22 protein-coding genes and 1 other RNA gene are annotated in these 26979 nt (G+C 38.3%); 14 read left to right on the top strand and 9 right to left on the bottom strand.

Annotated elements, in window-relative coordinates:
• Positions 1–30 precede the first annotated feature (30 nt).
• Positions 31–519, top strand: coding sequence for a hypothetical protein (locus ACSHZO_RS01335; protein ID WP_298246318.1), 489 nt, complete (start codon positions 31–33; stop codon positions 517–519).
• Positions 504–635 (top strand): hypothetical protein, encoded by a 132-nt coding sequence (locus ACSHZO_RS01330; protein WP_298246317.1) that lies wholly within the window; start codon positions 504–506, stop codon positions 633–635. The genes ACSHZO_RS01335 and ACSHZO_RS01330 overlap by 16 nt, the downstream gene beginning before the upstream one ends.
• A 117-nt stretch (positions 636–752) precedes the next feature.
• Here ACSHZO_RS01330 and ACSHZO_RS01325 read toward each other — a convergent pair whose 3' ends face one another.
• Together ACSHZO_RS01325 and ACSHZO_RS01320 are read right to left on the bottom strand one after the other, a co-directional pair.
• The gene (locus ACSHZO_RS01325) at positions 753–1586 is read right to left on the bottom strand and encodes an endonuclease/exonuclease/phosphatase family protein (RefSeq protein WP_298246316.1); all 834 of its coding nucleotides are present in this window, start codon (positions 1584–1586) and stop codon (positions 753–755) included.
• A 4-nt stretch (positions 1587–1590) separates the two neighbouring features.
• The gene (locus ACSHZO_RS01320; RefSeq protein WP_298246315.1) at positions 1591–2799 is read right to left on the bottom strand and encodes an NAD(P)-dependent oxidoreductase; all 1209 of its coding nucleotides are present in this window, start codon (positions 2797–2799) and stop codon (positions 1591–1593) included.
• 314 nt (positions 2800–3113) lie between these two features.
• Here ACSHZO_RS01320 and ssrA point away from each other — a divergent pair.
• Positions 3114–3513: a transfer-messenger RNA gene (gene ssrA, locus ACSHZO_RS01315) on the top strand.
• A 60-nt stretch (positions 3514–3573) separates the two neighbouring features.
• Here the strand turns inward: ssrA and ACSHZO_RS01310 are convergent.
• Entirely contained in the window at positions 3574–4146 is a 573-nt protein-coding gene (locus tag ACSHZO_RS01310) for a hypothetical protein (protein WP_298246314.1), read from the bottom strand.
• A gap of 670 nt (positions 4147–4816) precedes the next feature.
• On the opposite strand from ACSHZO_RS01310, the gene ACSHZO_RS01305 reads away from it, so the two are divergent.
• The 8 genes from ACSHZO_RS01305 (at position 4817) to ACSHZO_RS01270 (ending at position 11374) form a co-directional block, all read left to right on the top strand.
• The gene (locus tag ACSHZO_RS01305; protein ID WP_298246313.1) at positions 4817–5914 is read left to right on the top strand and encodes a sensor histidine kinase; all 1098 of its coding nucleotides are present in this window, start codon (positions 4817–4819) and stop codon (positions 5912–5914) included.
• Between the two features lie 3 nt (positions 5915–5917).
• On the top strand, positions 5918–7240 hold the full coding sequence (locus tag ACSHZO_RS01300) for a sigma-54-dependent transcriptional regulator (protein ID WP_298246312.1): 1323 nt from the start codon (positions 5918–5920) through the stop codon (positions 7238–7240).
• 189 nt (positions 7241–7429) lie between these two features.
• Positions 7430–7591 (top strand): hypothetical protein, encoded by a 162-nt coding sequence (locus ACSHZO_RS01295; protein WP_295179103.1) that lies wholly within the window; start codon positions 7430–7432, stop codon positions 7589–7591.
• A 6-nt stretch (positions 7592–7597) separates the two neighbouring features.
• On the top strand, positions 7598–8878 hold the full coding sequence (locus tag ACSHZO_RS01290) for a Glu/Leu/Phe/Val family dehydrogenase (RefSeq protein WP_298246311.1): 1281 nt from the start codon (positions 7598–7600) through the stop codon (positions 8876–8878).
• Positions 8879–8904: 26 nt separating this feature from the next.
• Positions 8905–9348, top strand: a complete 444-nt coding sequence (locus tag ACSHZO_RS01285) for a GreA/GreB family elongation factor (RefSeq protein ID WP_298246310.1) — start codon at positions 8905–8907, stop codon at positions 9346–9348.
• Positions 9317–9739 carry a hypothetical protein gene (locus tag ACSHZO_RS01280; RefSeq protein WP_298246309.1) on the top strand — a complete coding sequence of 141 codons (423 nt, stop codon included), beginning with the start codon at positions 9317–9319 and terminating at the stop codon, positions 9737–9739. The genes ACSHZO_RS01285 and ACSHZO_RS01280 overlap by 32 nt, the downstream gene beginning before the upstream one ends.
• A gap of 358 nt (positions 9740–10097) precedes the next feature.
• A complete protein-coding gene (locus tag ACSHZO_RS01275; protein ID WP_298246308.1) occupies positions 10098–10628 on the top strand; it encodes a cyclic-phosphate processing receiver domain-containing protein in 531 nt (176 codons plus the stop codon).
• A gap of 335 nt (positions 10629–10963) precedes the next feature.
• A complete protein-coding gene (locus ACSHZO_RS01270) occupies positions 10964–11374 on the top strand; it encodes a hypothetical protein (protein ID WP_295179114.1) in 411 nt (136 codons plus the stop codon).
• Here the strand turns inward: ACSHZO_RS01270 and ACSHZO_RS01265 are convergent.
• Positions 11371–12849, bottom strand: coding sequence for a helix-turn-helix domain-containing protein (locus ACSHZO_RS01265; protein WP_298246307.1), 1479 nt, complete (start codon positions 12847–12849; stop codon positions 11371–11373). The genes ACSHZO_RS01270 and ACSHZO_RS01265 overlap by 4 nt on opposite strands.
• A gap of 119 nt (positions 12850–12968) precedes the next feature.
• Here ACSHZO_RS01265 and aceB point away from each other — a divergent pair, with 119 nt between their 5' ends.
• From aceB to ACSHZO_RS01250, 3 genes are all read left to right on the top strand, one after another.
• Positions 12969–14567, top strand: a complete 1599-nt coding sequence (gene aceB / locus ACSHZO_RS01260; RefSeq protein WP_298246306.1) for a malate synthase A — start codon at positions 12969–12971, stop codon at positions 14565–14567.
• Positions 14568–14648: 81 nt separating this feature from the next.
• Positions 14649–16268: an isocitrate lyase gene (locus ACSHZO_RS01255; RefSeq protein WP_298246305.1), complete on the top strand. Its 1620-nt coding sequence runs from the start codon at positions 14649–14651 to the stop codon at positions 16266–16268.
• 568 nt (positions 16269–16836) lie between these two features.
• Positions 16837–17052 carry a hypothetical protein gene (locus ACSHZO_RS01250; RefSeq protein ID WP_141876995.1) on the top strand — a complete coding sequence of 72 codons (216 nt, stop codon included), beginning with the start codon at positions 16837–16839 and terminating at the stop codon, positions 17050–17052.
• 326 nt (positions 17053–17378) lie between these two features.
• Here the strand turns inward: ACSHZO_RS01250 and ACSHZO_RS01245 are convergent, their stop codons facing one another.
• From ACSHZO_RS01245 to ACSHZO_RS01225, 5 genes are all read right to left on the bottom strand, one after another.
• Positions 17379–18032 carry a class I SAM-dependent methyltransferase gene (locus ACSHZO_RS01245; protein ID WP_298246304.1) on the bottom strand — a complete coding sequence of 218 codons (654 nt, stop codon included), beginning with the start codon at positions 18030–18032 and terminating at the stop codon, positions 17379–17381.
• A gap of 73 nt (positions 18033–18105) precedes the next feature.
• Positions 18106–18963: a mechanosensitive ion channel family protein gene (locus tag ACSHZO_RS01240; RefSeq protein WP_298246303.1), complete on the bottom strand. Its 858-nt coding sequence runs from the start codon at positions 18961–18963 to the stop codon at positions 18106–18108.
• A gap of 21 nt (positions 18964–18984) precedes the next feature.
• Positions 18985–19863 (bottom strand): DUF808 domain-containing protein, encoded by an 879-nt coding sequence (locus tag ACSHZO_RS01235; protein WP_298246302.1) that lies wholly within the window; start codon positions 19861–19863, stop codon positions 18985–18987.
• An 81-nt stretch (positions 19864–19944) separates the two neighbouring features.
• Entirely contained in the window at positions 19945–24822 is a 4878-nt protein-coding gene (locus ACSHZO_RS01230) for a DNA repair ATPase (protein ID WP_298246642.1), read from the bottom strand.
• A gap of 75 nt (positions 24823–24897) precedes the next feature.
• On the bottom strand, positions 24898–26973 hold the full coding sequence (locus ACSHZO_RS01225; protein WP_298246301.1) for a flotillin family protein: 2076 nt from the start codon (positions 26971–26973) through the stop codon (positions 24898–24900).
• Between the last annotated feature and the right edge of the window lie 6 nt (positions 26974–26979).

Genomic DNA, 26979 nt, shown 5'->3' with positions numbered 1-26979 from the left:
AAAGAAATCTAATCCTGGATTTACCCACTAATGCGATGGAGATCGTTAGAAAGACTACACATTGTCTTATCACTCATTTACATCCATCTTGATGCTGCCGGAGAAGAATTTCTTAAATCGAATCAGACATCAATTACCTACAGTATCAAAGACGAAAAAGACCTGAAGAATCGAGGTTTCAATGTGGTGAATACAGTTAATTACTGGCAGGAATCTAATTTTTTAGATGGAACTATTGAGGGTATCCCTGCAAAACACGGTTATGGATTTGTATTTAAACCAATGGGAAATGTAATGGGTTTTTACGTTCAACTTCCAAACGAAAAATCATTGTATTTGAGTGCTGACACGATTTACACAAATGATGTAGAGAAATTACTGCATAAATATAAACCAGATGTCGCAGTTGTTGCTTGTGGAACAGCACAGTTGGATCTATTTCAACCTTTGTTAATGACTATGGAAGATATTGTAAAATTCAGCAAAGCTACACAGGATCTGTGGTGGCAAACCATTTAGAAGCAGTCATTCATTCTCCCGTTACCAGAACTCAGCTACGTGAAAAACTGGCAGAAAACGGTCTTTCAGAGAAGACATTTATACCAAATGATGGAGAAGTAATTGAAATTGAATAGATTTCTAATTCAAGAGAAACTATGTTAAAAAGTCTTTACTACGCTACGAGAAAGCACTTTGTCACCTTCTTCTATAAAAATTAGATATTTGGAACTAAGTTGCTTTTACTATCTCTATTATTCCTCGAATTCAGCTTCAATATAAATCGGGAAATGATCTGAAGGATATTTAAGATCATTCGAATCTGTTAATACAGCGTATTTGTTGACACTAATCTGGTCATTCACAAAAATGTAATCTATGCGTCGATCGACTGGTTTATCGAATTGGAATCCATTAAAAGTTCCTTCCGGTCCAAGTGTTTTTTGTGCAATTTCCCAGGAATCCTGAAGTTGTTTCAGAATATTTATCACGCCTTCTGCATCTGGTTCTAAATTGAGGTCACCCATTAGAAATACCGGAAGTTGATTCGTATTGAGTTCTGCAATTTTTTTTAGGATCAACTCAGCACTTTTAGTCCTGGCATTCTTACCAATGTGATCAAAATGAGTATTGAATACCCAGAACTTTTTCCCGCTATCCTTACTTCTGAAAAGTGCATATGTACATATCCTGGGCAGTGCTGCATCCCATCCTGTTGAAACTTCTTCTGGAGTTGCTGAAAGCCAGAAAGTACTGGACTCTTCAACTTCAAAATCTTCGGTTTTATACAGTATAGCGGTGAATTCACCTTTATTATGGCCATCTTCCCGGGCTACTCCAATCGATTGGTAACCATCGACCTCAACTAGAAAATGCTCGATCTGAATTTTTACCGCCTCCTGAAGTCCCAGGATTTGAGGTTCGTAGAACTGGATTTGATCAGTAATAAAATCTTTCCGCTTAGACCAGCTATTCTCACCATCATTCTCGTTGGCATACTTAATATTATAGCTCATCACGCTAACTTCCTGCGCACTACAAAATGCACTTATCAGAATAACTAAGAAGCTACTAAGAATTTTGCTCATAGTTTTATTCTTTTCCATCTACGAAATCCTGTAAATAAGAGTACAAAGGGGTCAATTTTCCATCTGCGGTCATTTTAGATCTACCAAGAATAGTATCCTTATCCTCATTAAAAAATGACGGAATTACGTGTTTGAGAAACATCTCTCCAAAACCTTCGCTAGCATCTTTGGGTAGTTCACATGGCAAATTATCTACAGCCATTACGGCCTGAGCATTTTTACTTTTGAAATCTACCTCCGCATTAGTGATTAAGTCGACACCATAAAAAGGTTCCGCTATCGTGGAAGGTCGTATAGTACTCGCTATGGGTCCGGCGATGTCACAGGAAATATCTGCCACATATTTTATTCTGAAATCTTTATGCTGCATATCTTCTTCGGAATAGAACACTGGAGCACCTTCTCCGTAAAAATGACCAGCAATAAAGACATCACTGGTTTTTGCAAATTTCATAAAATCTGGATCGTAATTCTGCGGAACTTTATAGAATTCCATTCGGCTGCCTTCAGCCTTATCCCTGCGTTTGGCGTAATCCAGGACATCAATATGACAAAACACCGGTTCATCGAACTCATGCACCAGGTAAGTTTCTGGGTCGACCTGTTTTATTTTTAAATGCTCCAGAATTTCTCTGGCTCCGTGAGCTACTTTGCCGCTGCCCGTAAGCACAAATTTATACTTAGGCAGATCTATCTTTTCGAGTTGTTTCAAAAGTGAATGAAGATCCGGAAGATCTTCTGCTTTAGGGAGATCAAACAGATCTTCCTTCTTACCAATCATTCGAATCCCGTTATAAGCTCCTACTAAACCTGCATAACGTCCAAAACCTATCAACCTGCCATTATTCTTATTCGTGATGACCTCATGGTCGTACAATTCAATCCTTCTTTTCAGAACTTCACGAAGCAGATCACGATTATATGGCTGCTTTTTGATCGTATGAGAAAAGAAGAAGTACTTTTTGTCAGGTATCAAATGGGGAATCGGAACTTCCTTTACTCCTATAAGCACATCGCAATCTGTCACATTATCGCTTACCTCAAAACCAGCCTCTCTGTATTGCTGGTCGCTAAATATCCTGATATCAGAACTTTCGACTTTGAATACTGCCTGCGGAAACTGTTTCTGGGCTTCCTGAAGCATTTGAGGAGAAAAAACCACACGCCTGTCTGGTGGAGTTTTTCGCTCCCTGATTAGGGCGAATTTTATCATTATGGTATAGCTTTTGTAGAATTTGATGTGTCTCAAAGATATAAATTAAAATGAGTATCTTTGCAGGCCCGAACTCTTTTAGAGATCGGCTATTCTTTGAAATTCTGAATGCTATTATTTGAAATAAATAGTAGTTGCGTTAGGGATAGCAGCGGAAATCCTTTTTATGTCGCCCTGAGCATGTCGAAGGGTGATGATATAAAAAGATTGAAGCGTATAGCCCGCCGCGAGGCCCTGAGCCCTGAGCTTGTCGAAGGGACGAAGGGAGGAGCGGAACGCCCAGAAGATTACAAAGAAAATGTTCATTATTTTATGGGGTCGACTTGGTTTTGACAGCGAGTCTAATTGAGTTGTAAGCACGTAGAGCGCCGGGATATAGCTCTTAAATCTCATGTTTCACACTTTTTCAAACGGCGAGAATAACTACGCCTTGGCTGCGTAACCGAATTACAGTAGGTTATACTTAGTCCCTGCAAGGCAGGGAGCCGAGATGTCTCGTGAAGGCCTTGATTTACGGCATCCACAACAGAGGCACCGATAAAGTAAATATAGGAAGCTCAGGGTCTTGATGAGTTTCTGAAACTTAATCGAGAATACGTGTAAAGTTGGTGGTTTTCGGCCGGCTTTGCATCGACAATCAAGTGAAAACTAAACGTGTAGAAAGCATCTGAATTGCTTGTTTGGACGAGGGTTCGAACCCCTCCGACTCCACTTTAAAGCCTCGTAAGCATTGTGTTTACGGGGTTTATTAGTTTCAGGTGACAAACTAGGTGACTAATAAATAGAGGTATAGTCTTTTGTTAAGATAGGTTTTGAAACCTTCTGCCAGTATTCTTGTAATGCCGATTGAATAAAGTAATAAACGATTGAATAAATATCTGTCTGAGGATTATAGACTTTATACTTTTGAAGTCCATTTTCATAAATCTCTACATACATAGCATCGGTAAATACTGGTTGATTTAATTTTTCCTTCAGAAATTTCACACTGTGGAATAATAGGGAGTCAGAATATTTGAAGGTTATACTATTATTAGAAATTAAAATAGAATCCTTATCGAAAATTTTATATCTATTTATCATTTTTTCGAGTTCTCTATGCTCTTCAGCAGTTTTCCACTTTCCACGTAATTCATCTACTCTTTTTTGATCACGCAGACTATAGCTTTTTCTTTCCGAAGAGAGCTTATATATGATTAAACTAGAGACATTTTGCCTCCTGTCAAGTTCTATTTTATACTCTTTTTCCGAACTAGTGTATGAAATATCTGCTCTAACTATACAATGATCTTGCGGGTAAACCAGCGAGCCAAATGCACAGAAAATTAAAATAAAATAAGTTCTCAAATTTAAATTTTCCTAAAAATATCAAGAAAAGTATACTAATGAATCCTTTTTTGATTTGGATTATCTTTTACAGACCCGGTGGCAATCTAAAGTGATAGGATTACATATTGCTTAGTATATTATCAAATGATAAAATTTTAAGTTTTCTAACAAGTCAGGCTTTTAAAAAACATAACGGTTAAGTAAAATCAAGACAAAACAAGTTCGACAATCATTCACAATTGCATTGTGATTTGAATCAAAGAAATCCTACCGAATTGACTCAAGCAGGATTTTTTTGGTTTTAAATAACTGACCCAGAAATGAACACTTTTTTAAATGACAATAACCGTTCAGATCTGAGTACTTAAATAACTATTATAAATGATTCGTGCTTTTATTGCTGAAATTGCGCTAAATGTGGAATACTCCTTACTGGAAAATCGAGTGGGCAACATGACGTAATCCAAAATTTCAATTTTAAAGAATGCCTCAACGTTACTTCTAAAACTTGTCGGGAAGATTATATTTATAGCTGATCGCAAAAAGGCCTGAAAGAAAATAATTAACTTCAGCATCGTTCCCAGTCTAATTATATAATATTTCTTGATCTTTAGCGATCGTGGAATCATCATATAGTTATCCTTAAATTTTGGAATAATAGAATCATTCTGTTCGAAAATCTATATAAATGCCGAAAGAAATCTCCTTATCTAAAAAGCTCGAAGAACGCATCAAGGAACTGTCCTGCCTTTACGAAGTATCCTCCGCAATTCGCAAACATTCAGATTCAGTGGATAACACGATGGAAGAAATTTGTGAGATCACAAAAAAAGCCTGGTTCTACCCAAACCATGCGATCGTTGAGCTGAAAGTAGATGAGCTTTTTATTTCAACTTCAGAAATACCAGAAAATTCTATTGTTCAGGAAAGCCCTATCAGCCTTTTCAATGAGACTAAAGGATCAATCAAGGTATATTATGATACTGCAAAGCTTAAAAACGCATACTTCCTGGAAGAAGAACAAAAACTTTTAAACAAGATATCGATCGAGATTAGTGAATTTTTTGAACGCAGAGAAATCACCAGAAAAGAAGAACTTTTAAAGAGAAGTGCAGAAAGAAATGACAGACTTTCCATTTTAGGAGAAATAACTGCGGGAATTGCCCATGAACTAAATACACCTCTTGGAAATATTTTAGGTTTTGCTGAATTGATCAAATCAAAAACTCAGGAAAATCAGACCGGAAAAGATACAGGCAAGATCATTAAAGCAGCTATTTATTCTCGCGAAATTGTAAAAAAATTAATGTTCTTTGCTTGTGAAATGCCGCAGCATCAAGAGTTTGTTCAGATCAAACCAATCATTGACCAGGCATTAAAATTACTATCTCAAAATTTTTACAAAGCAGAGGTTACTCATAAATTTAAAATTGACAATCCCGATCTGGAAGCTCAAATTGATACGATTCAGTTTACTCAGGTACTTTTTAATCTGCTTATAAATGCTATTTACGCTTCCCCTGAAAAAAGCCTCATCTCTATTCAAGTAACGAACACGGCTTCCCATTTTATAATGGAAATTCAAGACCAGGGACCTGGTATTCCAGCCGATCTAAATGCCAGGATCTACGAACCATTTTTCACTACAAAACCTGTAGGCGAAGGTTCCGGGTTAGGACTTAGTGTGGTTCATGGAATTATTAAAAGTCATCAAGGAGAAATCATTAACTTTGATAATAAACCTACGGGTTCTGTTTTTCAAATTAAGCTACCTCTAAAAATGTAAGTTATGTTGCTAAAAAAGGCCAATATTCTCATAGTTGATGATGATTATGACATGCTTGAATTAGTACAACGTCAACTTCAGGAGCAACACTTTCACTCTTACAAGGCGGCTTCAGTAAAGGAAGCCATCGATATTCTAAAATTCAATGCCGTGGATCTACTTATTACCGATCTGCAAATGCCTGGTATTGGTGGTATGGAACTCATAAAATATGTAGAAGAGCATTTTCCGAAAGTTCCGAAGCTGGTCATCACCGGATATCCATCCATGGACGGCGCATTGAATGCCATGCGATCTGGCGCACTCGATTATATCGTGAAACCATTTACTGCGGAAGAATTAAAACAATCTGTAGAAAAATCACTTCCTAAAAAATCCCAGAATTCTGAAGTTACAATTCCCTCCAATAACAAAGCAACCGCTTATGCCGGAATTGTAGGTGATTCAGAAAAGATCGAACAACTTATTGATCTGATAGAACGGGTTAAGAATAACCGCGCCACCGTATTAATTCAGGGCGAAAGCGGGACGGGTAAAGAACTGGTTGCACGAGCTATTCACTATAAAGGTTCCTTTGCTGCAAACCCTTTTATCGCTGTAAACTGTGGTGCTATCCCGGGAGAACTTCTGGAAGCCGAACTTTTTGGTTATAGGAAAGGAGCATTTACAGGAGCGAATGAGGATCGACCCGGTTTTTTTCAGGCTGCCGCCGGTGGTACAATATTTCTGGATGAAATTGGCACTGCTCCATTAACCGTTCAAACACGGTTGTTGAGAGTACTTCAGGAGAAAGAAGTTCGAAGAATTGGAGAACAGAAAGCTAAAAAAATAGAACTCCGCATAGTCGCTGCAACGAATAGTGACCTCCTCCATATGGTCGAAAAAGGTAGGTTTAGAGAAGATCTCTATTACAGGTTAAATGTCGTGAATATCGAAACTCCACCACTTCGAGACCATAAAAGTGATATCGCGTTACTCGCTAAGAATTTTCTTCGAAAATATGCTTCAGAATATGCCAGACCACGAATAGAGTTCACTTCAAAAGCCCTGGAAATTCTGGAAAGATATAACTGGCCTGGAAATGTACGTGAACTGGAAAATGTGGTTCAGAGAGCTATTATTATGAGCGAAGACTGTATCGATTTAGAACAGCTTCCAGACCATCTCAAATACCCGGTCCCAGACCATAATTCTACTTCAAAGTCTTTGAAAGAAATGGAAATGGAACATATTCTTAAAATAATGGCCAGTGTGGATAATAATAAAACCAAAGCAGCCGAAATTCTCCAAATCGATCGTAAAACACTTCGAAAAAAGCTAAAATAACGATCATATAGTACCGGTACGTTTCTTCCCAGCCGGGGCGTTTCTCCTCGATTTAAATAGAGTCATAAATATTCTTTTCCTATATAATTTACTGGTTATCAGTATCATAAAATCCTTTTTGTGAAATGTTCCTAGCACAGGCACAGGTTTTGACTTTCTGTAATCAGAAAAAATTAAATCTATGACCGAATGAATTTGATTAAGGAAATAGCTACAGCCACTATTCCAAATAGGGAGCATCCTGAAGGTATCACCCAGGAAATGCTCAAAGGCTTATGCTTTAACTGCGACAATCGCAGAACCTGTACCTGGAAAGAGGACAGAAAATTTCATTGTGAACACTTTCAATAATACAAAATGATAAACACTAAAAAAGTGATTAAGCAATCTATGTACGAGACCGTAATGAACCAGTTCAATAATACGGCAGATATGATAGATTTGAACCCAAACATTAGAAAGATCCTGGGTATTACCAATAATGAGATCATTGTTCATTTTCCAGTTAAAATGGACAATGGCAAAGTGGAGGTCTTCACCGGATACCGTGTTCAACATAATAATGCATTAGGACCTTATAAAGGCGGACTTCGATACCACGATACAGTAGATATTGACGCTGCCAAGGCACTTGCCATGTGGATGACCTGGAAAACTTCCCTCGCCGGACTACCATTTGGTGGTGCAAAAGGAGGTATTCAAATAGATCCTCGAAATTATTCAGATTCTGAGCTGGAACGTATTACCCGTAGATTCACCTATTCTCTGGGCGAGAACATTGGACCGGAACATGACATCCCGGCACCAGATGTAAATACCAATCCGCAGACCATGGCGTGGATCGTAGACACCTATATGTCTACCATTTCATCCTCAGAACGTTCACATAATCAGCATGTGGTGACCGGAAAACCTGTAGGCGCAGGAGGTCTGGAAGGTCGTGATCGTGCAACCGGGTTTGGGGTGTATCTGTCCATTAAGTTATTGCTGGAAACCGAACAGCAGGATCTTAAAGATAAAAGATTCATCGTACAGGGATTTGGAAATGTAGGCTACTGGGCCTCCCACTTTTTATCTCAGGATGGCGCAAAGCTAATAGCTGTTCAGGATGCTCACGCGACAGTATACAGCGAAAATGGGATAGATACTGAAGCTTTGGCTCAGCATTGTGAACCAAGAAAAGGATCTATAAAAGGATTCGATGGCGCTACGGAAATTGATGCTGATGAATTTTTCGGACTGGATTGCGACATCGTTATTCCTGCAGCTCTTGGGAACCAGATCACTGCTGAAAATGCCTTTAAAATCAAAGCTTCGATCGTTGCTGAAGGAGCCAACGGACCTACAGATAAAGAGGGTGAACAAATTCTGCTTCAAAATGGAGTGAAGATCATTCCTGATATTTTCTGCAACTCTGGTGGTGTAATTGGAAGTTATTTTGAATGGCTTCAGAATAGAAACGGAGAGTTATGGCAGCTGGATGAGGTGATGGCCAAGATCCAGAAGAAATTAACCGAAAACTTTCATAAGATCCATAATGAAGTAAAGAAGCGTGAGGTGGACTGGAGAACAGCGGCATTTATCCTGGCTATTTCCAGAGTGGAAACGGCCTACAAACAAAGAGGGATTTTTCCTTAATAGGTCTGCAAATAAATAAGTAAGAAATGAAATACGGAGAATTAATAATTGAGAAAAAGGAATATGATTTTCTAAAACAAATCATGTCGCTGGCCAAATACTACAAAGATACCTCGTACAAAGCATCGCTCCATAAATTGAATGAGGAGCTCAAAAGTGCAAATGTGGTAAGCAATGCTAAGATGCCTGCAGATGTGATTCGATTGAATTCGTTTGTAAGTATTAAAACTGCCTACTCAGTAGAAAGAACTTACCAGATCGTGACTCCAGATAAAGGTGATTTGCGTAAGAACAGGATCTCTGTTCTGGCTCCCATGGGACTTGCGCTTTTTGGATATGCAAAGGGAGACAACATTACCTGGACCTTTCCACTTGGAGAAAGTCACATACATATCCAGGAAGTAAAACAAATAGAATCAGGATTAATGAATATGAACTATGATAAGCAACATTCAGGAACACCACAGTGAAGAGGAGATAGAAACGATCAGGCTTCAAAATGAGGTTAGACAATGGAAACTAGAACTGGATTTTGTGGCTCAGGAGATTGAATTTTACTTGGATATTTTTAATTCTTCACTTATTAAAAGAACAAAGGTAAATCGTATTGACGCTGAATATCTCTTCGATCAATTCCAGGATCTAAGAGAGGTAAATCACCGCATTTTGAAAACCTGTCAGAAATTTCTTCCCAGGCTGGATGAGATGAATGAATGTGATGATATACAGTGTGATCATGCTTTTATTAATGCTCATATCGTTTTACGAAAAAAAATTGAAAAGCACCTGAAGGAGGTGCGGAATATAAAATTTTCAGCCTTCTGCTTTTTGAAGGATGGGATTGAAAAGTTTTTAGATTAATTAATTCAACAAACCTAGTTGATCCAGATAGTCTTCGTCATTTTCTTCTCGTAGGGTTTAGAGAAGAAGTTAATTTTCAGCAATATTAATGCGCGGGCTATCTGGTTTTTTAAAGATCAATAATATGAAAAGTAAATTTTACAAGAGTTTGTGTCTAGTGATCGCTACAGTTCTATGCAGGTCAATTTATCTACATCAGGAATTCTACTATCGCATTTGGGAAGAAAATCTGTACACCGTATTATTTATTGGAGCTATTTTCATGCTATTCATTTTTCTCGTGGTGCGAATTCAAAAGATTTAGGAGATCCCGGGTTCATTTTACTATAGCCTCCTCTGTTTTTAAATTCACCAACCTTTGAGATATTTTTTAATGAAAGCTTACCAGAGTCATATTCTTCGGAATCTTTTGTTCCTGAAAGACTTCTTATCAATGTGGTTGCAGAATCTCTTTGCTTTGAATAGACCAGCTTTTATAAAGAAATCATCCACGGTTCCTATTAAAAAAAGCAGAAAAATTGGTCGTAAAACGCTAATATGGTTGGATGACCGAATAGATCCCCTGGAGAAAAAAATGGATTGGCTGGCATTCAGTCCCATTGGCCGTGATGTCAATATTATATGGCTGAAAGAGATCATTGAATTTCAAACCTGGATCCATACAAATGGATTGCCAGATGCAATTTGTTTTGATTACGATTTAAGCAATTCATTCAATGGCTTGGACTGTGCCGAAGTATTGATCGATTATTGCTATAATCACCAACTGCTACCACCGCAATGGTCTTCTCACAGCACTAATCCTGAAGGTAAAGCACGTATTAACAGACTTCTCAAGAATTACCTGATCTTAGCCAAACGCATGAATTTTAAAAGTTTTACAGATTAGAAGCACCAAACTCAGAAGACAGCTGATCCTTTAATCCGGAAAGCTTCCGAAATTTACTTTATAAAGCGGTTTCTTCAGACTAAGCACAACACTCTCAGATCTGGAATTCTCTATTTTTTTCTTCGGAAATATCCTTTACAACGATACAGCATTCAGAATAAATCTGGCTTTGGAAATTAGAATATATCTCTATCTTCCAAATGCCCAACATTTGTATTAATCTGAATAAGTCTGCTGTTATAATTTCTTATGACCCGAAAAGACTTAACTTTCCTCTGAAATTTCGTCAAACATGACGATCCTTCTAAATTTCAGAAGTATTTAATTTGAAGAACATGGAAAGTAGCTCATCAAGCATTCGCAAAGGATTTATTCTCGCCGGTTTAATGAATATGTCCGTGCTCTTATTTTCAAAACTATTTACCAACCCGGTTATTCCCGAATTTGACCCGGTGGTCATGTCAAATTTCGGCTTATTAATGATCCTGATATGGGGTCTGGCTTATATTTCAGTCGCCAATAATTTTCATAAAGTGAAGTGGCTAATCGCAGTCTTTGCTATAGAGAAATTTATCTATGGCTTTACATGGATCAACTGGCATCTTAATAATAGTATTACAGAGGTGTTCGAAAAAGATCTTTTTGCCGGAATGTTCTATGCGGTATATGGTGTGAACGACTGGATATTCTTCCTGTTCTTCACCTATGTATTTTTTAATTTACTTAAAGCTAGAAAGAGTTCTTAGGCCTGGAACTTAGCCGTTAATTCATCTACAATAGACTCAATTTTACTGTTCTTCTCTCGCTTTTCCAGAACGATCGCAGGTGCTTTTCTTACTTTACAGTCGGCAATAGCGCAACGCTCGCAGGTTACTCCAACATTCTTTCTAACGATATTTTGATCTTCAAGGAATTTCAGCTTTCGCTCGAGTTGTTTATTAATTAGCAAACCAATGCTGATACTTCTAAATTGATTCTCTCGAAAAGGATCTTTGGTTGCTGAAGAAAAGATAAGATACCTGTTCTCATGACTGGGATAGTTAGAAATCTGCACATCAAATTCGTGTGAATTCTTAGACTTACTTATTTCCTGGATCACCTTTAAAGACATCCAGCGCCTACAGTAATGCTCATTGGTCTCATTCGCACGAGGGGAATGATGGTGGGTTAGGTGCAACTCTTTGTTCAAATAAAACTTACCGCTATCAGCTTTATGCGTGATCCTTAGGAAAAACAGGTTCTTTATGTTGAATTCCTTCGGAAGTATATTGGTGAGTCTCTGGTAGAATGTTTCCGGAGAAGCATTGAAATTATGCATCATATTCAAAAAATGAACATGATCAAAACTTTCCTTCTGAAATAGATTTTCCAGCTGAATGGTAAGTTCATCCTTCGGGATCACTAATGCTCCTGCAAAATAAGAGGCATAAAAATTATTTAATACCTGATCAAATCTTTCAAATTTAATCCACGGAAAAGAATGCAGCCGGTCTGAAATTTCGAGGTAATTATACGCGAGTTCCTTTGCAAATATAAAACTGCGCTGATCTTCGTCTATTCCCTTTGCCAGCAGAAGTGTATTGGTTTTCGGAACAAAAACAGAGCGCAAATTCTCTAAAGCTTCAAATTTATCCAACTCTTCTTCATTAATTACATAGTTATACTCCTCTACCAGAATCTCCTCAAGCACTTTAGAACCTGGTGATTTGGTAAGATCAACCTGGTAGGCTTTTGAGAATTTTAGAACCTGCTGTTCCAGATCATCAAAATAATTGTTATTCGCTTCCTGAAAAGAGCGCACGGAAGCCAGGAAAAAGCTTTCCCGGCTAAAGTTATAGTGCTTGGCTATCTCGATAATGGTACTAATGAAAGCATTCACCTTTGCCGGAGCATTGGAAACTATATCGATAAGGTTGCTCTCCTTGATGCCGAACAATTCAAGCGGAATTTCTTTGAGGATCTTTGACTGAAGCAATTCTCCTATGGGCGCGAGGTTCTTATCAAGCTTAAGGGAAACCATTTGATCATACGGAACCTCTAACTTTTCTGAAAGTAAAGCGATTTTATCAGGTTTAGGATATTTTTTTCCATTCTCAATCTCATTCAAATAGGACTTGGAAAGCCCTGAAAGTTTGGATAATCCAAATAGAGATAAACTCTTCTCAGTCCTTATCTGTTTTAACTTCAATCCAAAAATTAGCTTGATATAATCTTCCTCCATGAAACCAAATATAACCAATTCTGCGAATACTCATATCCTGCGAATAATTACTTTTAGCGAACGTTCGCTTGTTTTATTGAATTCTTTATTATAATATTGTCATGCAAAACACTAACACCATGGAAAACAACACACTAAATTCATTACTATTAAACTTCAGTAAAGAGGTTACTAATTACTATCCGCAAATACTTTCCGAAGAAGCACTAGAATTTCTAATCGCATTACATGAAAAATTCAACCATAAAAGACTTGCTCTTCTCGAGAAAAGAGAAGCTCAGCAGCAACACTTTGACTCCGGTAACCTACCTGAATTCCCTGCTGAAACAGCTTCAATAAGAAGTGGAGACTGGAAAGCCGGTGAAATCCCAGGAGATCTTCAAGACCGGCGTGTAGAGATCACCGGACCGGTAGACAGAAAAATGATTATTAACGCTTTAAACTCAGGCGCCAGAACTTTTATGGCAGACCTGGAAGACAGCACCTCTCCTACCTGGGAAAATGTGATCGAAGGTCAGCAAAACCTTAAAGATGCAAATGCAGGAACTATCTCACTGGAAGACGCCGCACGTGGAAAATCCTATACTTTGAATCCTGACCCAGCAGTCTTGCTCGTGCGCCCTAGAGGACTGCACCTTAATGAAAAGCATCTTTTAATTACTGAAGAGGAAGCATCTGGAAGCCTTGTAGATTTTGGCCTGTATGTATTTCATAATACCAAAACGATGCTTGGAAATGGGACAGCCCCTTACTTTTACTTGCCAAAACTTGAACACTACGAAGAAGCTCGTTGGTGGAATGAGGTTTTTGTTTTCGCACAGGAATACCTGAATGTTCCCACAGGTACATTTAAAGCAACGGTCCTTGTTGAAACGATCACAGCGAGCTTCCAGTTAGATGAGATCATCTATGAACTAAAAGAACACATTGTTGGACTTAATTGCGGTCGCTGGGACTACATATTCTCCTATATCAAAAAATTCAGAAACCACCCTGATTTCGTCGTTCCTAATCGTGATCAGGTCACCATGACCTCACCGTTTATGGATGCTTACTCGAAACTGGTGATCCAGAAATGTCACAAAAGAGGAATTCTTGCAATTGGAGGAATGGCGGCCCAAATTCCAATTAAAAATAACCCGCGTGCCAATGAACAAGCGATCGAAAAAGTTCGAAAAGACAAGGAAAGAGAAGTTATGAACGGTCATGACGGCACCTGGGTAGCTCATCCAGCTTTGGTTGAAATAGCACTCAAGGAGTTCGATAAACATATGCCTGAAGCTAATCAACTCTCAGTAACCAGGGATGATTTAAAAATAACAGAGCAGGATCTCCTCAAAATTCCTGATGGAACGGTTACCGAAGAAGGGATTAGAAAAAATATCAATGTAGGCATTCTGTACCTGGAAGCCTGGCTGCGTGGATATGGTGCGGTCGCTCTATACAACCTGATGGAGGACGCTGCTACTGCTGAAATCTCACGAACACAATTATGGCAATGGCTCAAAAATGAAGTGGTTCTCGAAGACGGCAGGAAATTTAATATGGAACTTTATATTGAAATCTTTGAAGATGAAATTGAGAAGATTATTACCGAGTATGGGGAATCCAATATTAAGAACACGAAATTCGAATTGGCTTTTAAACTTTTTGATACGCTCGTTATTTCTGAAAGATTCCAAGAGTTTTTAACGCTCCCAGCATATAAACATATATAAAAAATGTCTCGCAACTACTGGCATAGATTGCGAGACCTAATTATCAAACTTTCAAAAAACTTAATAATCAAACACAAAATTATGGAAAATTTATCGCAATCAAATTATCAATCTGCCCTGGAGACGGTCAAAAATCTGAAACTAAAGTACGGGGAAACCTGGAACTCAGTAAAACCTGAACACGCCGCAAGAATGATGAGCCAGAACCGTTTTAGAACAGGACTGGATATTGCAAAATATACCGCTGGCATTATTAGAAAGGATATGGCAGCTTATGATGCCGACTCCTCCAAATACACCCAATCCCTTGGTAGCTGGCATGGATTCGTGGCTCAGCAAAATATGATCGCGGTTAAAAAACATCATAAAACAACTAATAGGAAATATCTCTATCTATCCGGCTGGATGGTTGCTGCCTTACGTTCAGAATTTGGTCCACTGCCAGATCAATCTATGCACGAAAAGACCGCAGTGCCTGCCTTGATCAAGGAAATATATACTTTTCTTAGACAGGCAGATGCTGTAGAACTCAACGATCTTTTTAAAAGACTTGAAAAAGGTGAAGATGTAAAGGACCAGATCGATAATTTCGAAACCCATATTGTACCAATTATTGCTGACATTGATGCTGGCTTCGGAAATGAGGAAGCAACTTACCTTCTGGCTAAAGAAATGATCGAAGCTGGAGCCTGTGCGATTCAGATAGAAAATCAGGTTTCAGATGCAAAACAATGCGGACATCAGGATGGAAAAGTAACCGTGCCTCATGAAGATTTTATCGCCAAGCTGAACGCCGTTAGATATGCTTTTCTTGAATTAGGGGTGGAAGACGGAGTGATCGTAGCCAGAACAGATTCTGAAGGTGCTGGTCTAACCCAGAAATTACCGGTAAGTAATGAACCAGGAGATCTGGCTTCAAAATACCTTGCATTTTTGGAAGCTGAAAACATTGATATTAGCGAAGCAAAAGAAGACGATGTTCTTCTTAAAAGAGACGGGAAACTGGTTCGCCCAGTTAGATTGTCAAATGGGTTGTATAAATTTAAGGAAGGCTCAAATATAGACCGTGTGGTTTTAGACTGTATTACCAGCCTTCAAAACGGCGCAGATCTGTTATGGATCGAGACTCCTACACCAAATGTAAAGCAGATCGCGCATATGGTAAACCGTGTAAAAGAGGTTGTTCCTAATGCCAAACTGGTTTATAATAACTCGCCTTCTTTTAACTGGACATTGAACTTCAGAAACCAGGTGTATGAAGAAATGCTTGCTGAAGGTGAGAATATGACCGCATACGATAGAAATAACCTGATGGCTGCTGAATATGATGGATCTGAACTATGCCATCGAGCAGATGAGAAGATCAGAACATTTCAAAAGGATGCCGCCAAAGAAGCTGGGGTTTTCCATCACCTAATCACCCTACCAACTTATCACACCACTGCTTTACATATGAACGATCTCACAAAAGGTTATTTTTCCGAAGAAGGGATGTTGGCCTATGTAGAAGGTGTTCAGCGACAGGAGATCAGAAAAGGTGTATCCTGCGTTAAGCATCAGAGAATGGCAGGATCTGATCTAGGTGATGATCACAAAAGTTTCTTTGCGGGAGAAAAAGCTTTGAAAGCTGGCGGTGAAAAGAATACCAGTAATCAGTTTAGCGAAAAAGTCGCCGGAAAGAAACTTGAATTGGTAAGCTAATTTTAAAATTGTATAATGGACAGCTCCATGCATTTTAATAGCAATGTATGGAGCTGTTTCTATATTTAGTGAATCATATTGCTGATATGAAAGCCGAAATTTATCCCTGCTGAATATAATATAGAAATTATCTATCTACCTGTAAGTTTAATAGTAATTGGATCCTCCACTGTAGGTTTTTCTGAAAAGGAATTACTCATTTCTGAAATCCTACTCGCTTTGAATGAGATGAATTAGTTCATCTTTCACAAAGCTTATAAAAACGGAATTCTCATAATCAAATCCCGACATTTAATAAGATTCTACAATAAAAATTATGGAATTTAGAATTATTTGAGTAAAAATATTACAATTTTCACCAAATAAATTTTTAGACTCCTTACCTTTGCCTAATTATAGTATAATGTAGTTATCTCTATCAACAATTTTTGACGTTCAACTTTTTTCGTGCTTTAAGCCGCTAAATAATTGTTCTGAATTTCATATATTCACTCAAGTTGCTAGTTTATAACTGCTTAGTTTTACATACGTAACACTAAATTTAATTTAATCTCGAATAATCAAAATTATGGGCAGACCTTCTACAAAACCGAAAGATCTCAGAGACGGTTATTATATTGAAGTTAGAAACAAAAATAAAAAAACAGGAGGAGTTAAAGTACGCCGGGACACAGTAGATCAACTAAAATTAGCGATTGAAGAATACCGCGATATCAAAGATGTTATCATTCTTGGGAAATCCACTAATGGTAAGTTCACTCCTATTCCAGGACTTGAATCCTAATCTGAAAATCTTCAGATAAACAAAGCTATAAAAGAATTTCGAGCGAGTTATACAACTAGTTACAACTCGCTCATTCTTACCTTCCGAAGCAAAACCTTGCATTTACTCCAGGAATCGCAATTCCTTTCGTTCTCTATTCCACCCAGATTTTACGAGTAGCCCCTTTCATCTTCTATCTAAACTTCTTAATTCTTTATTAGGCTTATTAGTGCAGTCCAATTTGTGAACTAAAACTTATTTTAGATCGTTGAAATACCTGTGAGTGAAGAAATAATATGAGCCTGATTTTTCTATTCAGACCTTTAAAAATTGATTATGTATTTTTTCTACTGAATTCTATAAAGAGTAGTTTTAATTATACCTTTCCCATCTGGATCTTGAATCGATAGAAGCTCCTTTTTATTGTCAAATTTAAAATTGAAAGGTGGTTTAGTAATTTCCAGGCCACTATTCTTCTTCAATCTTATTCCCTGGCCAGATATAATATCCTTATTCGGAGTAAAAATAGATTCGGGATGATGCTCCGTCAATATGAGATATTTGTAAGCTTCAATCTTATTCAGGACACTTAGTACTTCAGAATTGGATAAATGCTGCAAAACCTGTCTCAGAATTACCACATCTCCTGGTGGAAGTTCATCTTTCGCGATGTTAAGGCATTGAAACTCCAGATGATCAAACTTAAAATGAGTTTTATTGTAGTTGATCAAAGCTGGAACGATATCTACAGCAAGATAATGCTTTGCATATTCCAGCAGCTGCATTCCTATGTTGAAATCACCACAACCAAGATCACATACAGAAAATTTATTATGATGTGCTTTTAGAAAGTTTCTAACTACCTCAAGATATGGCTTCACAAGAACTTCATCATGTGAACCATTTCCTGAGTAGAACGCAGATTCACCTTTCCCCCATAGGTTCATGGCATACACCTGTTCCATTGCTTCTTTAGTAGGCCATGGTTTTTTATTTTTCACAGATAAATACAATTGTAGATTTAATATTGATTGACTAATTCTAGCTAGTTACACTCAATTATGTTTGTTCGAATCAATTATTAGAAGATCTTATACCTAATTCATTGGTTTCCTGAGCACCTCTGTAGATTTCGTGGCGTGGAATTGGTATTTTGATCCCTTCACGATCCAATTCCTTTTTAACCGCCTCTAATTGTTCCCAGTATGCCGGCCAGAATTCAATAGACTCAACCCAACATCTAGCCTTGAGTTTCATTTCGTACTCTCCAATTTCATCTAGCCAGACATCAACAGGTAAGTGCGTAGCTAATTTTTGATGCTTATTCATCCCTGCGATAATGATCTTTCTTAAATTATCAATGTCTTCGTCAAAAGCGAATTTCAGATTAAGATCTATCCGGCGATACTTTTCCATCGTACGATTATCTATATCACTGTTAGATACATTTCCGTTGGGCATTGTAATGATCCTTCCGTCGAACGTTTTTATACGTGTGTAAAGAATATCTATCTGCTCAACAAAACCCAGGTTCTCATTTACATAAATAAGATCTCCAACTTTAAAAGGTTTAAACACCAGAATAAGCACACCACCTGCAAAATTAGATAAACTGCCTTGTAAAGCGAGACCAATGGCAATACCAGCCGCTCCAAATATCGCAATAAACGAGGTCGTCTTAATTCCTAGAATGGAACCAATTACAAAAAACAAAAAGCCATAGAGCACAAAGACACTCAGACTCTCTACGAAAGTTTTCAGGGAAAGTTCCACTTTAGATCTTCGTAAAGTGCTTTTCAGCAAATTCATTAAAATTTTTATAGCAAAAATTCCAATGATGAGCGTGATAACAGAATAAAATATCTCTGGACCAATTTCGATCAAAAAGTCAAGCAGTTGTTCTTTAAGTTCGAGCCAGAAATTTCTATCCATGTATGTAATTAAATTTAAAATTTATTTGCTGGAAAGCGACTTCCATAACTTCTTACCTAAACCAACCAGAGGTAAAACAATTGCTCCTACAACCAATCCAACCAGGAATTCCCCAAGTATAGTGGGTAAAGAGTGTACCAGGTCATGTATAAATTCAAGATTATGCACGAAGATCCCTCCGGAAACCAACATCAAAGCTATCGTACCAATAAGGGCCAAACCCTTGATCACCCATGGCAATGCATTTACTAAAAATTTACCTACTTTATCTGAAAAGCTATCCGTTTGCTCATTCATATTGATAAGTTTGGCGCCGAATTCGTCCATCCTTACGATAAGAGCAACAACTCCATAAACACCAACGGTAGCTACAAATGCAATAACACTTACTACCCCAATTTGAGTTGGTAATTCCTCCCCGCTCACCGTTCCTAATGCAATAATTACGATCTCTACTGAAAGTATAAAATCTGTAAGAATAGCCGATTTAACCTTCTCATCTTCTCGTTCTAACATCTGTTCTTTGGTGAGATCTTCTGGAACAGGTGTGGATTTCGCATGTTTATGAGGAAACAAATATTCATGGATCTTCTCTGCACCTTCATAAGCCAGGTACAATCCACCAATAAGGAGTATGATATTTATAGCCACCGGAACAAAAGCACTCAGTAAAAATGCGACCGGTAGAATAATGAGTTTATTAAGTAAGGAGCCTTTAGTGATCGCCCATAATACTGGCAATTCTCTATCAGAAATGAATCCGCTGGCTTTTTCTGCATTAACAGCAAGATCATCACCAAGTAATCCGGCAGTTTTCTTGCCGGCAACTTTGCTCATCACCGCAACATCATCCATCAACGCTGCAATATCATCCAATAAAGCAAAAAATCCTGAGGCCATAAAAATTTGGTTTGGTTAGAACATGGAAAGTTCCATCAATTAATTGAAATCTGAAAAATTTTATTCAAATATTCACAGGTTTTACCTTTTCAAACCATTCTGCAGTGCTTCTTTGATACCTTCCAGATTATCTGTGAATTCCATCATTTGAGAAAGCAATTGCGCCATCTCATTTTTGTTCCCAAAACCTTTTAGTTTATTATTCTTCTGAAATGTTTCCTGGATGGTATTCCATCTGATCCGTTCCTCTTCGTTCAAACTGCCAGTAAGATCCTTATATTTCAATAAGTTTGCTTCCGCAGCTGAAGTAAGCGTTTGAGATTCGCTTTCATAATGTGACAGAATAAGCGCTTGCAATTCGGCTTCATTCATTACCGGAACCACTTTCGCCACCAGTTTATTCATATCACGGTAGGAGCCTTGTAGTTTAAAAGATGGTTCTGTTCGATATTCATCTTCCATCGCAGCACTTTTGATATACGCAGCATTCACCTTCAAAACATTGTTTCGAATCTGTATGACCTTTTCGAGAACCGACACATATTCCTGCACTTCCTGGTTCGAATAATTTCCGCTCAATTGAATCTCCTGATTATTATTCTCAATTCTGTCCAATAATCTATATACATCATCAAAGTTTTTACTGCTTAGCTGATGTAAAATAGGATTGGAGGTCAGTGAATTTTCGATCAAACTCAGCCTGAATAGATGAGCGGTATCGCCAATAATATCACCAAGATTGTAAATATCTGCGCGGTTGGCCAGCATATCCGGAATTCTGAACTTTTCACCAGTTTCAGTATACGGGTTTCCAGCCATGATCACGCAGAACTTTTTCCCGCGCATATCATAAGTTCGTGATCTGCCATTGTAAATCCCTTCAATTTTCCTGGTTCCGTCGGAAAGTGATATAAACTTCTGAAGAAATTCTGGATTGCAATGTTGAATATCGTCAAGATACAGCATCACATTATTCCCCATTTCAAATGCAAGATTCAGCTTTTTCAACTCTTCACGGGCGGCAGAATTCGTTGCTGAAGATGGGTCCACTGAAGTTACATCGTGACCAATCGCGGGGCCATTGATTTTCATAAAAACCAGTCCGAGCCTGTTCGCGATATATTCCATTAAGGTGGTTTTCCCATAACCCGGAGGCGAAATGAGCAATAGTAAACCCATTCTATCGGTTCTTTTCTGATCTCCAACGGTGCCCAGCTGTTTGGCAAGATTATCTCCAAATAGTGGAAAATAAACCTGGTCTATCAATTTATTACGAACAAAAGAATTTAGTGTTCCCGGCTTGAATTCTTCAAGTTTTAGATCTTCCTTTAACTGAATAGTCACTTCGTGACGCGCTTTCTTGAATTCCTGGTAGTCCGGAACATCGATCTCAAAATAGCTTCTGTAGGTCGCTATAAAATCATGATAGTTAAAATCGAGTACTCCTGTTTTAACCAGGCGATGTTCACCTCTTAAATTCTCAATATGCTGAGATGGCGAAGTGAATTTTGTGTTTAAAACAGATTCATCTTCAAAAAGTATAAGCGCTGCTGCTTCACTTACGTATTTGGTTTTCAAACTCGTTTGTTCACCTAAATTGCTTTGCAAAAATGCCTTCAACCACTGCTCGATCAAGGCGACTTTTGCCTGGTTTGAACTCAGGCTTTTAAGACTGTCCTTAAATTTAAGATCGGCATTCTCAGACTTCAGCATATTCAGGAAATCTTCTTTGATCCCAATAGCTATTCCGCTTTTTTGAAAATCATCATCATTTTGCAATTCTTCAAACAAATATTCAGCAACTTCAGAAGCCAGTTCAGGTTCAAAAATTCCTGATTTCTGACCAAAATCTTGAATCTCTTTGGTTAGGGTTTTCAGCAATGAGTGGTATTCTCTGGAATTTGGAAAAATTTGCAATACTTCTCCCGCGGCTTTTATATTCTGATCTAAATTTGACCGTATTTCCGCAGAAGAAAATTTCCAGAAAAATTGCGCGCAGGAACGAATAACAGGATGATAGCGAAGCAAATCCAAAGCCTCGTGTTTTTCCAGCAGTACGGATAGGATTTTTGCCGCATCCAGATCATGAATTCCTTTCACATATCCTTCAGAATAATCTTTGCTGCTTTCCTCCTGCACCAGCCTGACCAAATCTTCCTCCGTATGGTTTTTTAGTTCTTTACCAAATCTTCGGAAGAGCTTATAGGCCAGAAAACCGGAACGATAAATAGTTGAATTTTCAGAAATATAATCCTGGCTCCAGAATCTTTCAGACTTTAGAAGAGTCTCATTTTCAATTTTCTGATAAAAGTCGGTTCCTGTTATATGATAATGTAAAGCATCATCCACAAATAAGATCGTTAGATCAAGCTCCTGTTTATTAACGCCGAATTTGTGTTTCCCAAGCCTGATGATCGAATCGCCATCCTCGTAAATTTCCTTCTTATCCTTCAGTTTTCGAAGTGCATCCTCGCGGGCCGACTTCAGCATGGACTGGATTTCCTCAGCCTTACCACTGTCATCCATTTCCTGAAGCTGCACGGCAATATCACGCGCTTTATTCACCAGGATATCTGAAGCGAAATAGGCATTGATCTCTGAAACCTCGTTGAAAGATTGAGATTTCTTACGCACCCCTTTCAGGATTCTTTCTGCGGAATTTTGTAAAGTTACCGCACGTTTATTCCGTTTTTCTACGAGTGTATTCTTACGCGCTTCAAAAGCATTGTAAACTTCTTCCCGCTTCTCAATAATAAGCTCAATAAATTCCTCAAAATCGGCAAACTTGCCCTCCAATTCTTCTAGCTGAATGGAAATCCTGGTTTGAAAATCATCACATTTTTCCGGAGTATCAGCGATATCAAGGTAATTGATGATACTTTGATCGATAAGCTTTAATTGCGCGGCAAAGTCGGCTTGAGCTTCTGCACTACCAAGGGACTTTCGTTTTTTCCTGATCTCTGCCTTTAACTGGTTGATCGAAGAAAAAATTAGTGAAATATTATTGATAATCTTGGTAGAATGCGAAGTATCCTCTATTTCAAGATTTGAAACAATATCAATTAATAATTCAAGATCTTCTGAAATTTTATTGACTTCTTCCTCCAGTTTACGGGCATCAACTACCTTTTTGATATCAGATAGCTGCTCTTCTTTATCACTTACTGCTTTATGATAAGGATTCAGAGCTTTTTCATCCAGTAAGAAATCTACGCATCTTCGCGATATCTTCGTAGTTTGCTCTGCAATCTGCTCTTCGAGGTTTTCAATAAATTGCTCATCTACATAACGTACTTCTTTAAGGCTGATCGCTTCTCCTCTTAATGACCTGAGCTGAGTTAATGCATTTACGAAATCATTGATATTCCGAAAGCCTGAACTTTTTATCTTATTAAAAATCTGCTCGGCTTTTTTCCCAATTTCATTCGTTTTCTGCCTTGCATTTTTCTTGAGTTCCAGCACCTTTTGAAACTCATCCATCGCCGCATTTGCAGCCTGGTTAATTTCCCGAAGTGGTTCATTTAGAAGCTGAGTTTCCTCTTCTTTCAGCCAGTAATAGGCATCCAGGATATCCTTGGAACGTTTGGAAAGATCTGCATACAAACCATCATAATTATCCTCTTTATTTAGAAGATTTACGAGTCCGTTTACCTCAGCCATCGCTTTTACGATATCCTTGTTCCCTATCTTATATAACATGCTATCCTCATGACTGGAAGGCATAAAATCACCTTTAAAATATGGCGTTTGCCAGATCTGGATCACATGGTGTTTGGTTTGTTCATTTTCGTTCTTGAAATAGCATAGTTCACCTTTTTCGAGGATGGTAAAACCATTACAAATAATTGGAGTCTGAATTTCCTGGGAGATCACATTATAGCTCATCAGGTTGTAAAGTCCATTTTCCGGAGCGTAGAATACATACAGAAAATCCTCGCCATTTGGAGAACTTATCTTTTCTTGAAATCTTAAATTCGGAATACTATGATCGAATAAATGATATTCCCCGGTTTGCAAATAGTACCCGGTTGGAAATATTATTCCCTGGTCATCTGGTAACAAAACGCAGGTATCCTTAATACTGCTGATCTTTTGAACTTCCCGAAGTTTATGATTGTACACAAAATAACGCGGACCTTCCTGAAATGGTTTGATCTCCAGGATGATAAGATTGCCAAGATTGGCAAAACGATACTGCCCGTCGTCAAGCGTTTGATCTCTATGCTCCACTTCTTCTGAAAAAATACCTTTGCCATCATTGGTATTATCCTCGATCTTGATCGTAAGATCACCGCCAATTGTCTCTACAAAAACACGATCCAGAATAGAAACATGAGCATGAACTCCCTGCCTGTGTTGATCCCTGGAAACTTCCTGCCAATTAAATTCATGTTGTGACGGTAGTTTGTACTCGTGATCACTGCGATTGTCCACATATTGCAAACCTTCATCTTTAATAAGCCATTTGAAGGTTTTAATATCGGTTACACTCTCGCTTAACCGGAAAACCATATAAAGGTAGTTTCCAATAACCGCGAATTTTGAAAAAATAGTATTTCTATAATACTTATAAAGATTTTTAAAATCAGATTCGAAAACATCATTTTTGAGTAGATCTGTATCGATCGCTTCAAAAGCATTGTTCTCAAACCTGTAAACGCTCATCACATCATTCAAAGAAATTTCTTTACGCAAACCAAAATGCACATTGTAACCAAAAATGCAGGTGTTGCCAAGTGAAACGATATCCCTCGCGATGCAGTTGTTTTCAGTATTGATACGGTCATTAGCAATAAGCCTTGTTTCCAGTGAGCCAAAAACCTTTTGCCGCTCTTCATTTAATTTCTGAAGTCGGGATTGCAACTCAGTTTTTTGCTTTTGCAGTCTGCCCTGGATTACCTCATAGGTACCAACATCCAGTTTTTGCGCATTCTCTTCCTTTATGGGTTCCTTTGCCATGTTCTCTTCCTGAAGTTTGTGATGTAATTGATGTAGATTAAAAAAGAAGCCGGTGCCAGGCACCGGCATTTCCAGTTATCTAAGTTTTGAGATCGGTTTATCCTGAATTCCCAATCCTTTTGCAAGGTTTAGAAGATTGCCGAGCATGGTTTGCTCTTCCTGATCATCAGATTTTATTTTAAGATCTGTGATGAGTGACGCAATACTAAGGTTTTTAATATCCTCGGTACTTACTCCATATTTAGAAGCGAAGTCTCTCACTTTTTCAAGCAGATTCCCTTTTACATCTTCACTACCAAGAATGGCAGTTTTTACCTCCTGGATGTTCGTAGAGTTCTGCACAAGCCTGTCATATCCTTTACCTCTGGTGATCTGGCCAACGATTTGATCGAAGAACATAGTTTCCCCACCAACGATATCGATCTTAGCAGCTTTTAACGCATCTCCAATTACCTGCGCCTGCGCATCAGCGATCTCCTTCTGAATATTGATATTGGCAAGATCTACCTGAAGATCTTTGTTCAGTCTTAATTTGAACTCTTCGTGCTCTTTTCCTACTCCATCAAGTTTCTTCATGGCTGCAGCTTTCTCCTCGATTCCTGAAGCATCGGCAATCGCTTTTTCCTTAATAACATCGGCTTCAGCAAGACCATCTTTACGTTTCGCATCTGCTTTCGCTTCCATTCCGGCTGCTTCCGCACGTGCTTTTTTCTCGATGATATTTGCTTCTACAAGTCCCTGACGTTCGTTAGCATCGGCCTTCGCATGCATTACCTGAGCTTCCGACATACCAACAGTTGCTTCCTCTTTCGCCTGAGCTTCCGCAAGAATCTTTCTGGCTTCGGCTTGTTTCTGGCTGGCTTCCTTATGAGCAAGTGCTTCGATGTTGATCTCTTCAGCTTTTTGCTTGGCAGCTTCTTTTTGAGCTTCCGCAGCAATGGTCGTTTTAATAAGTTCTTCCTGGGCAGATGCTTCCGCAGTAGTAATTTTAACCTGCTTTTCCCTGTCGGCAGTTTTGAATGCCTGGATATCTTTCATGTTTTCCTGCTCTTCTACCACACCTTTTTCCAGCATCACGCGGTCGCGAATCACATCCTGGATGTTTTTCTTCTCAACCTCCACTACTTTTTCTTTCTCAATCTGAGCAAGAGTTACCACTCTTTCACGCTCGGTAGCTTCCAGCAATCTGTCTTTTTCAACTCTTTCAGACTCCACAGCATCTGTACGCTCTTTATTCTTCAGAGCAACGATAATCTGGCGCTGCATGTTTTCTTCAGCAACCTTTACTTTTTCTTCCGTAGCAATTCTGGCGCTTTCAGATTTTAGTCTTTCTTCTTCATTTACTTTCAAGGTTTCAGCTTCTTCGCGTGCTTTGATATTTGATATTTCACGTTTTTGCTGCTCTTCTTTTTCAGCTAATTGCTTATCCAGTTCAAGAATTGCTTCCCTGGCTTCCACATCTTGCTTTCTGATGGTTTTTTCCTCATCACGCTTGATAAGATTGGCTTTCATATTCTGAACTGCCGTAAGCTCGGTGATCTTCTTAATCCCTTCTGCATCCAGAATATTGTCTGGCTTTAATTCTTTTACTGAAGTCTGCTCCAGGAAGTCTATCGCACAATCTTCGAGCGTATAGCCGTTAAGATCTGTGCCAATAATATTTACGATCTCATCACGAAATTCACGTCTGGCTTCATACAATTCGATAAAATCGAATTTTTTACCAACCGTCTTTAATGCTTCTGAAAATTTTGCTTCAAAAAGATCTTCCAGAGTGGCAATTTTAGATGCACGGTCCACACCTATGGTCTGCGCCACTTTTTTAATATATTCAATATCATTGTTCACCCGAACGAAAAAGGCAACTTTGATATCTGCACGCATATTGTCTCTACAAATAAGACCTTCATGCGCCAGTCTTTCGATCTGGATCTTCTTGACAGAAATATCCATGATTTCGGTTTTATGAAAAACAGGTACCGTATACAGACCTTTATCTGTAGCGACCTTTGTTCCTCCAAAACCGGTCCTGATGAGCGCCTGTCCCTGGGGAATTTTTTTGTAGAACATCGCGATGATCGCGAAGTAAACGATGATTAGAAATAGTAATACGCCTATTCCAATTCCAATAATTGGTAAGATTGATTCCATTGTAGT

The sequence above is a fragment of the Christiangramia sp. 3-2217-3z genome, assembly GCF_051195275.1.
GTDB classification, from domain to species: domain Bacteria; phylum Bacteroidota; class Bacteroidia; order Flavobacteriales; family Flavobacteriaceae; genus Christiangramia; species Christiangramia marina.
Note: the sequence above shows the minus strand (reverse complement) of the source record. Positions and strands in the feature narration are given on the sequence as shown.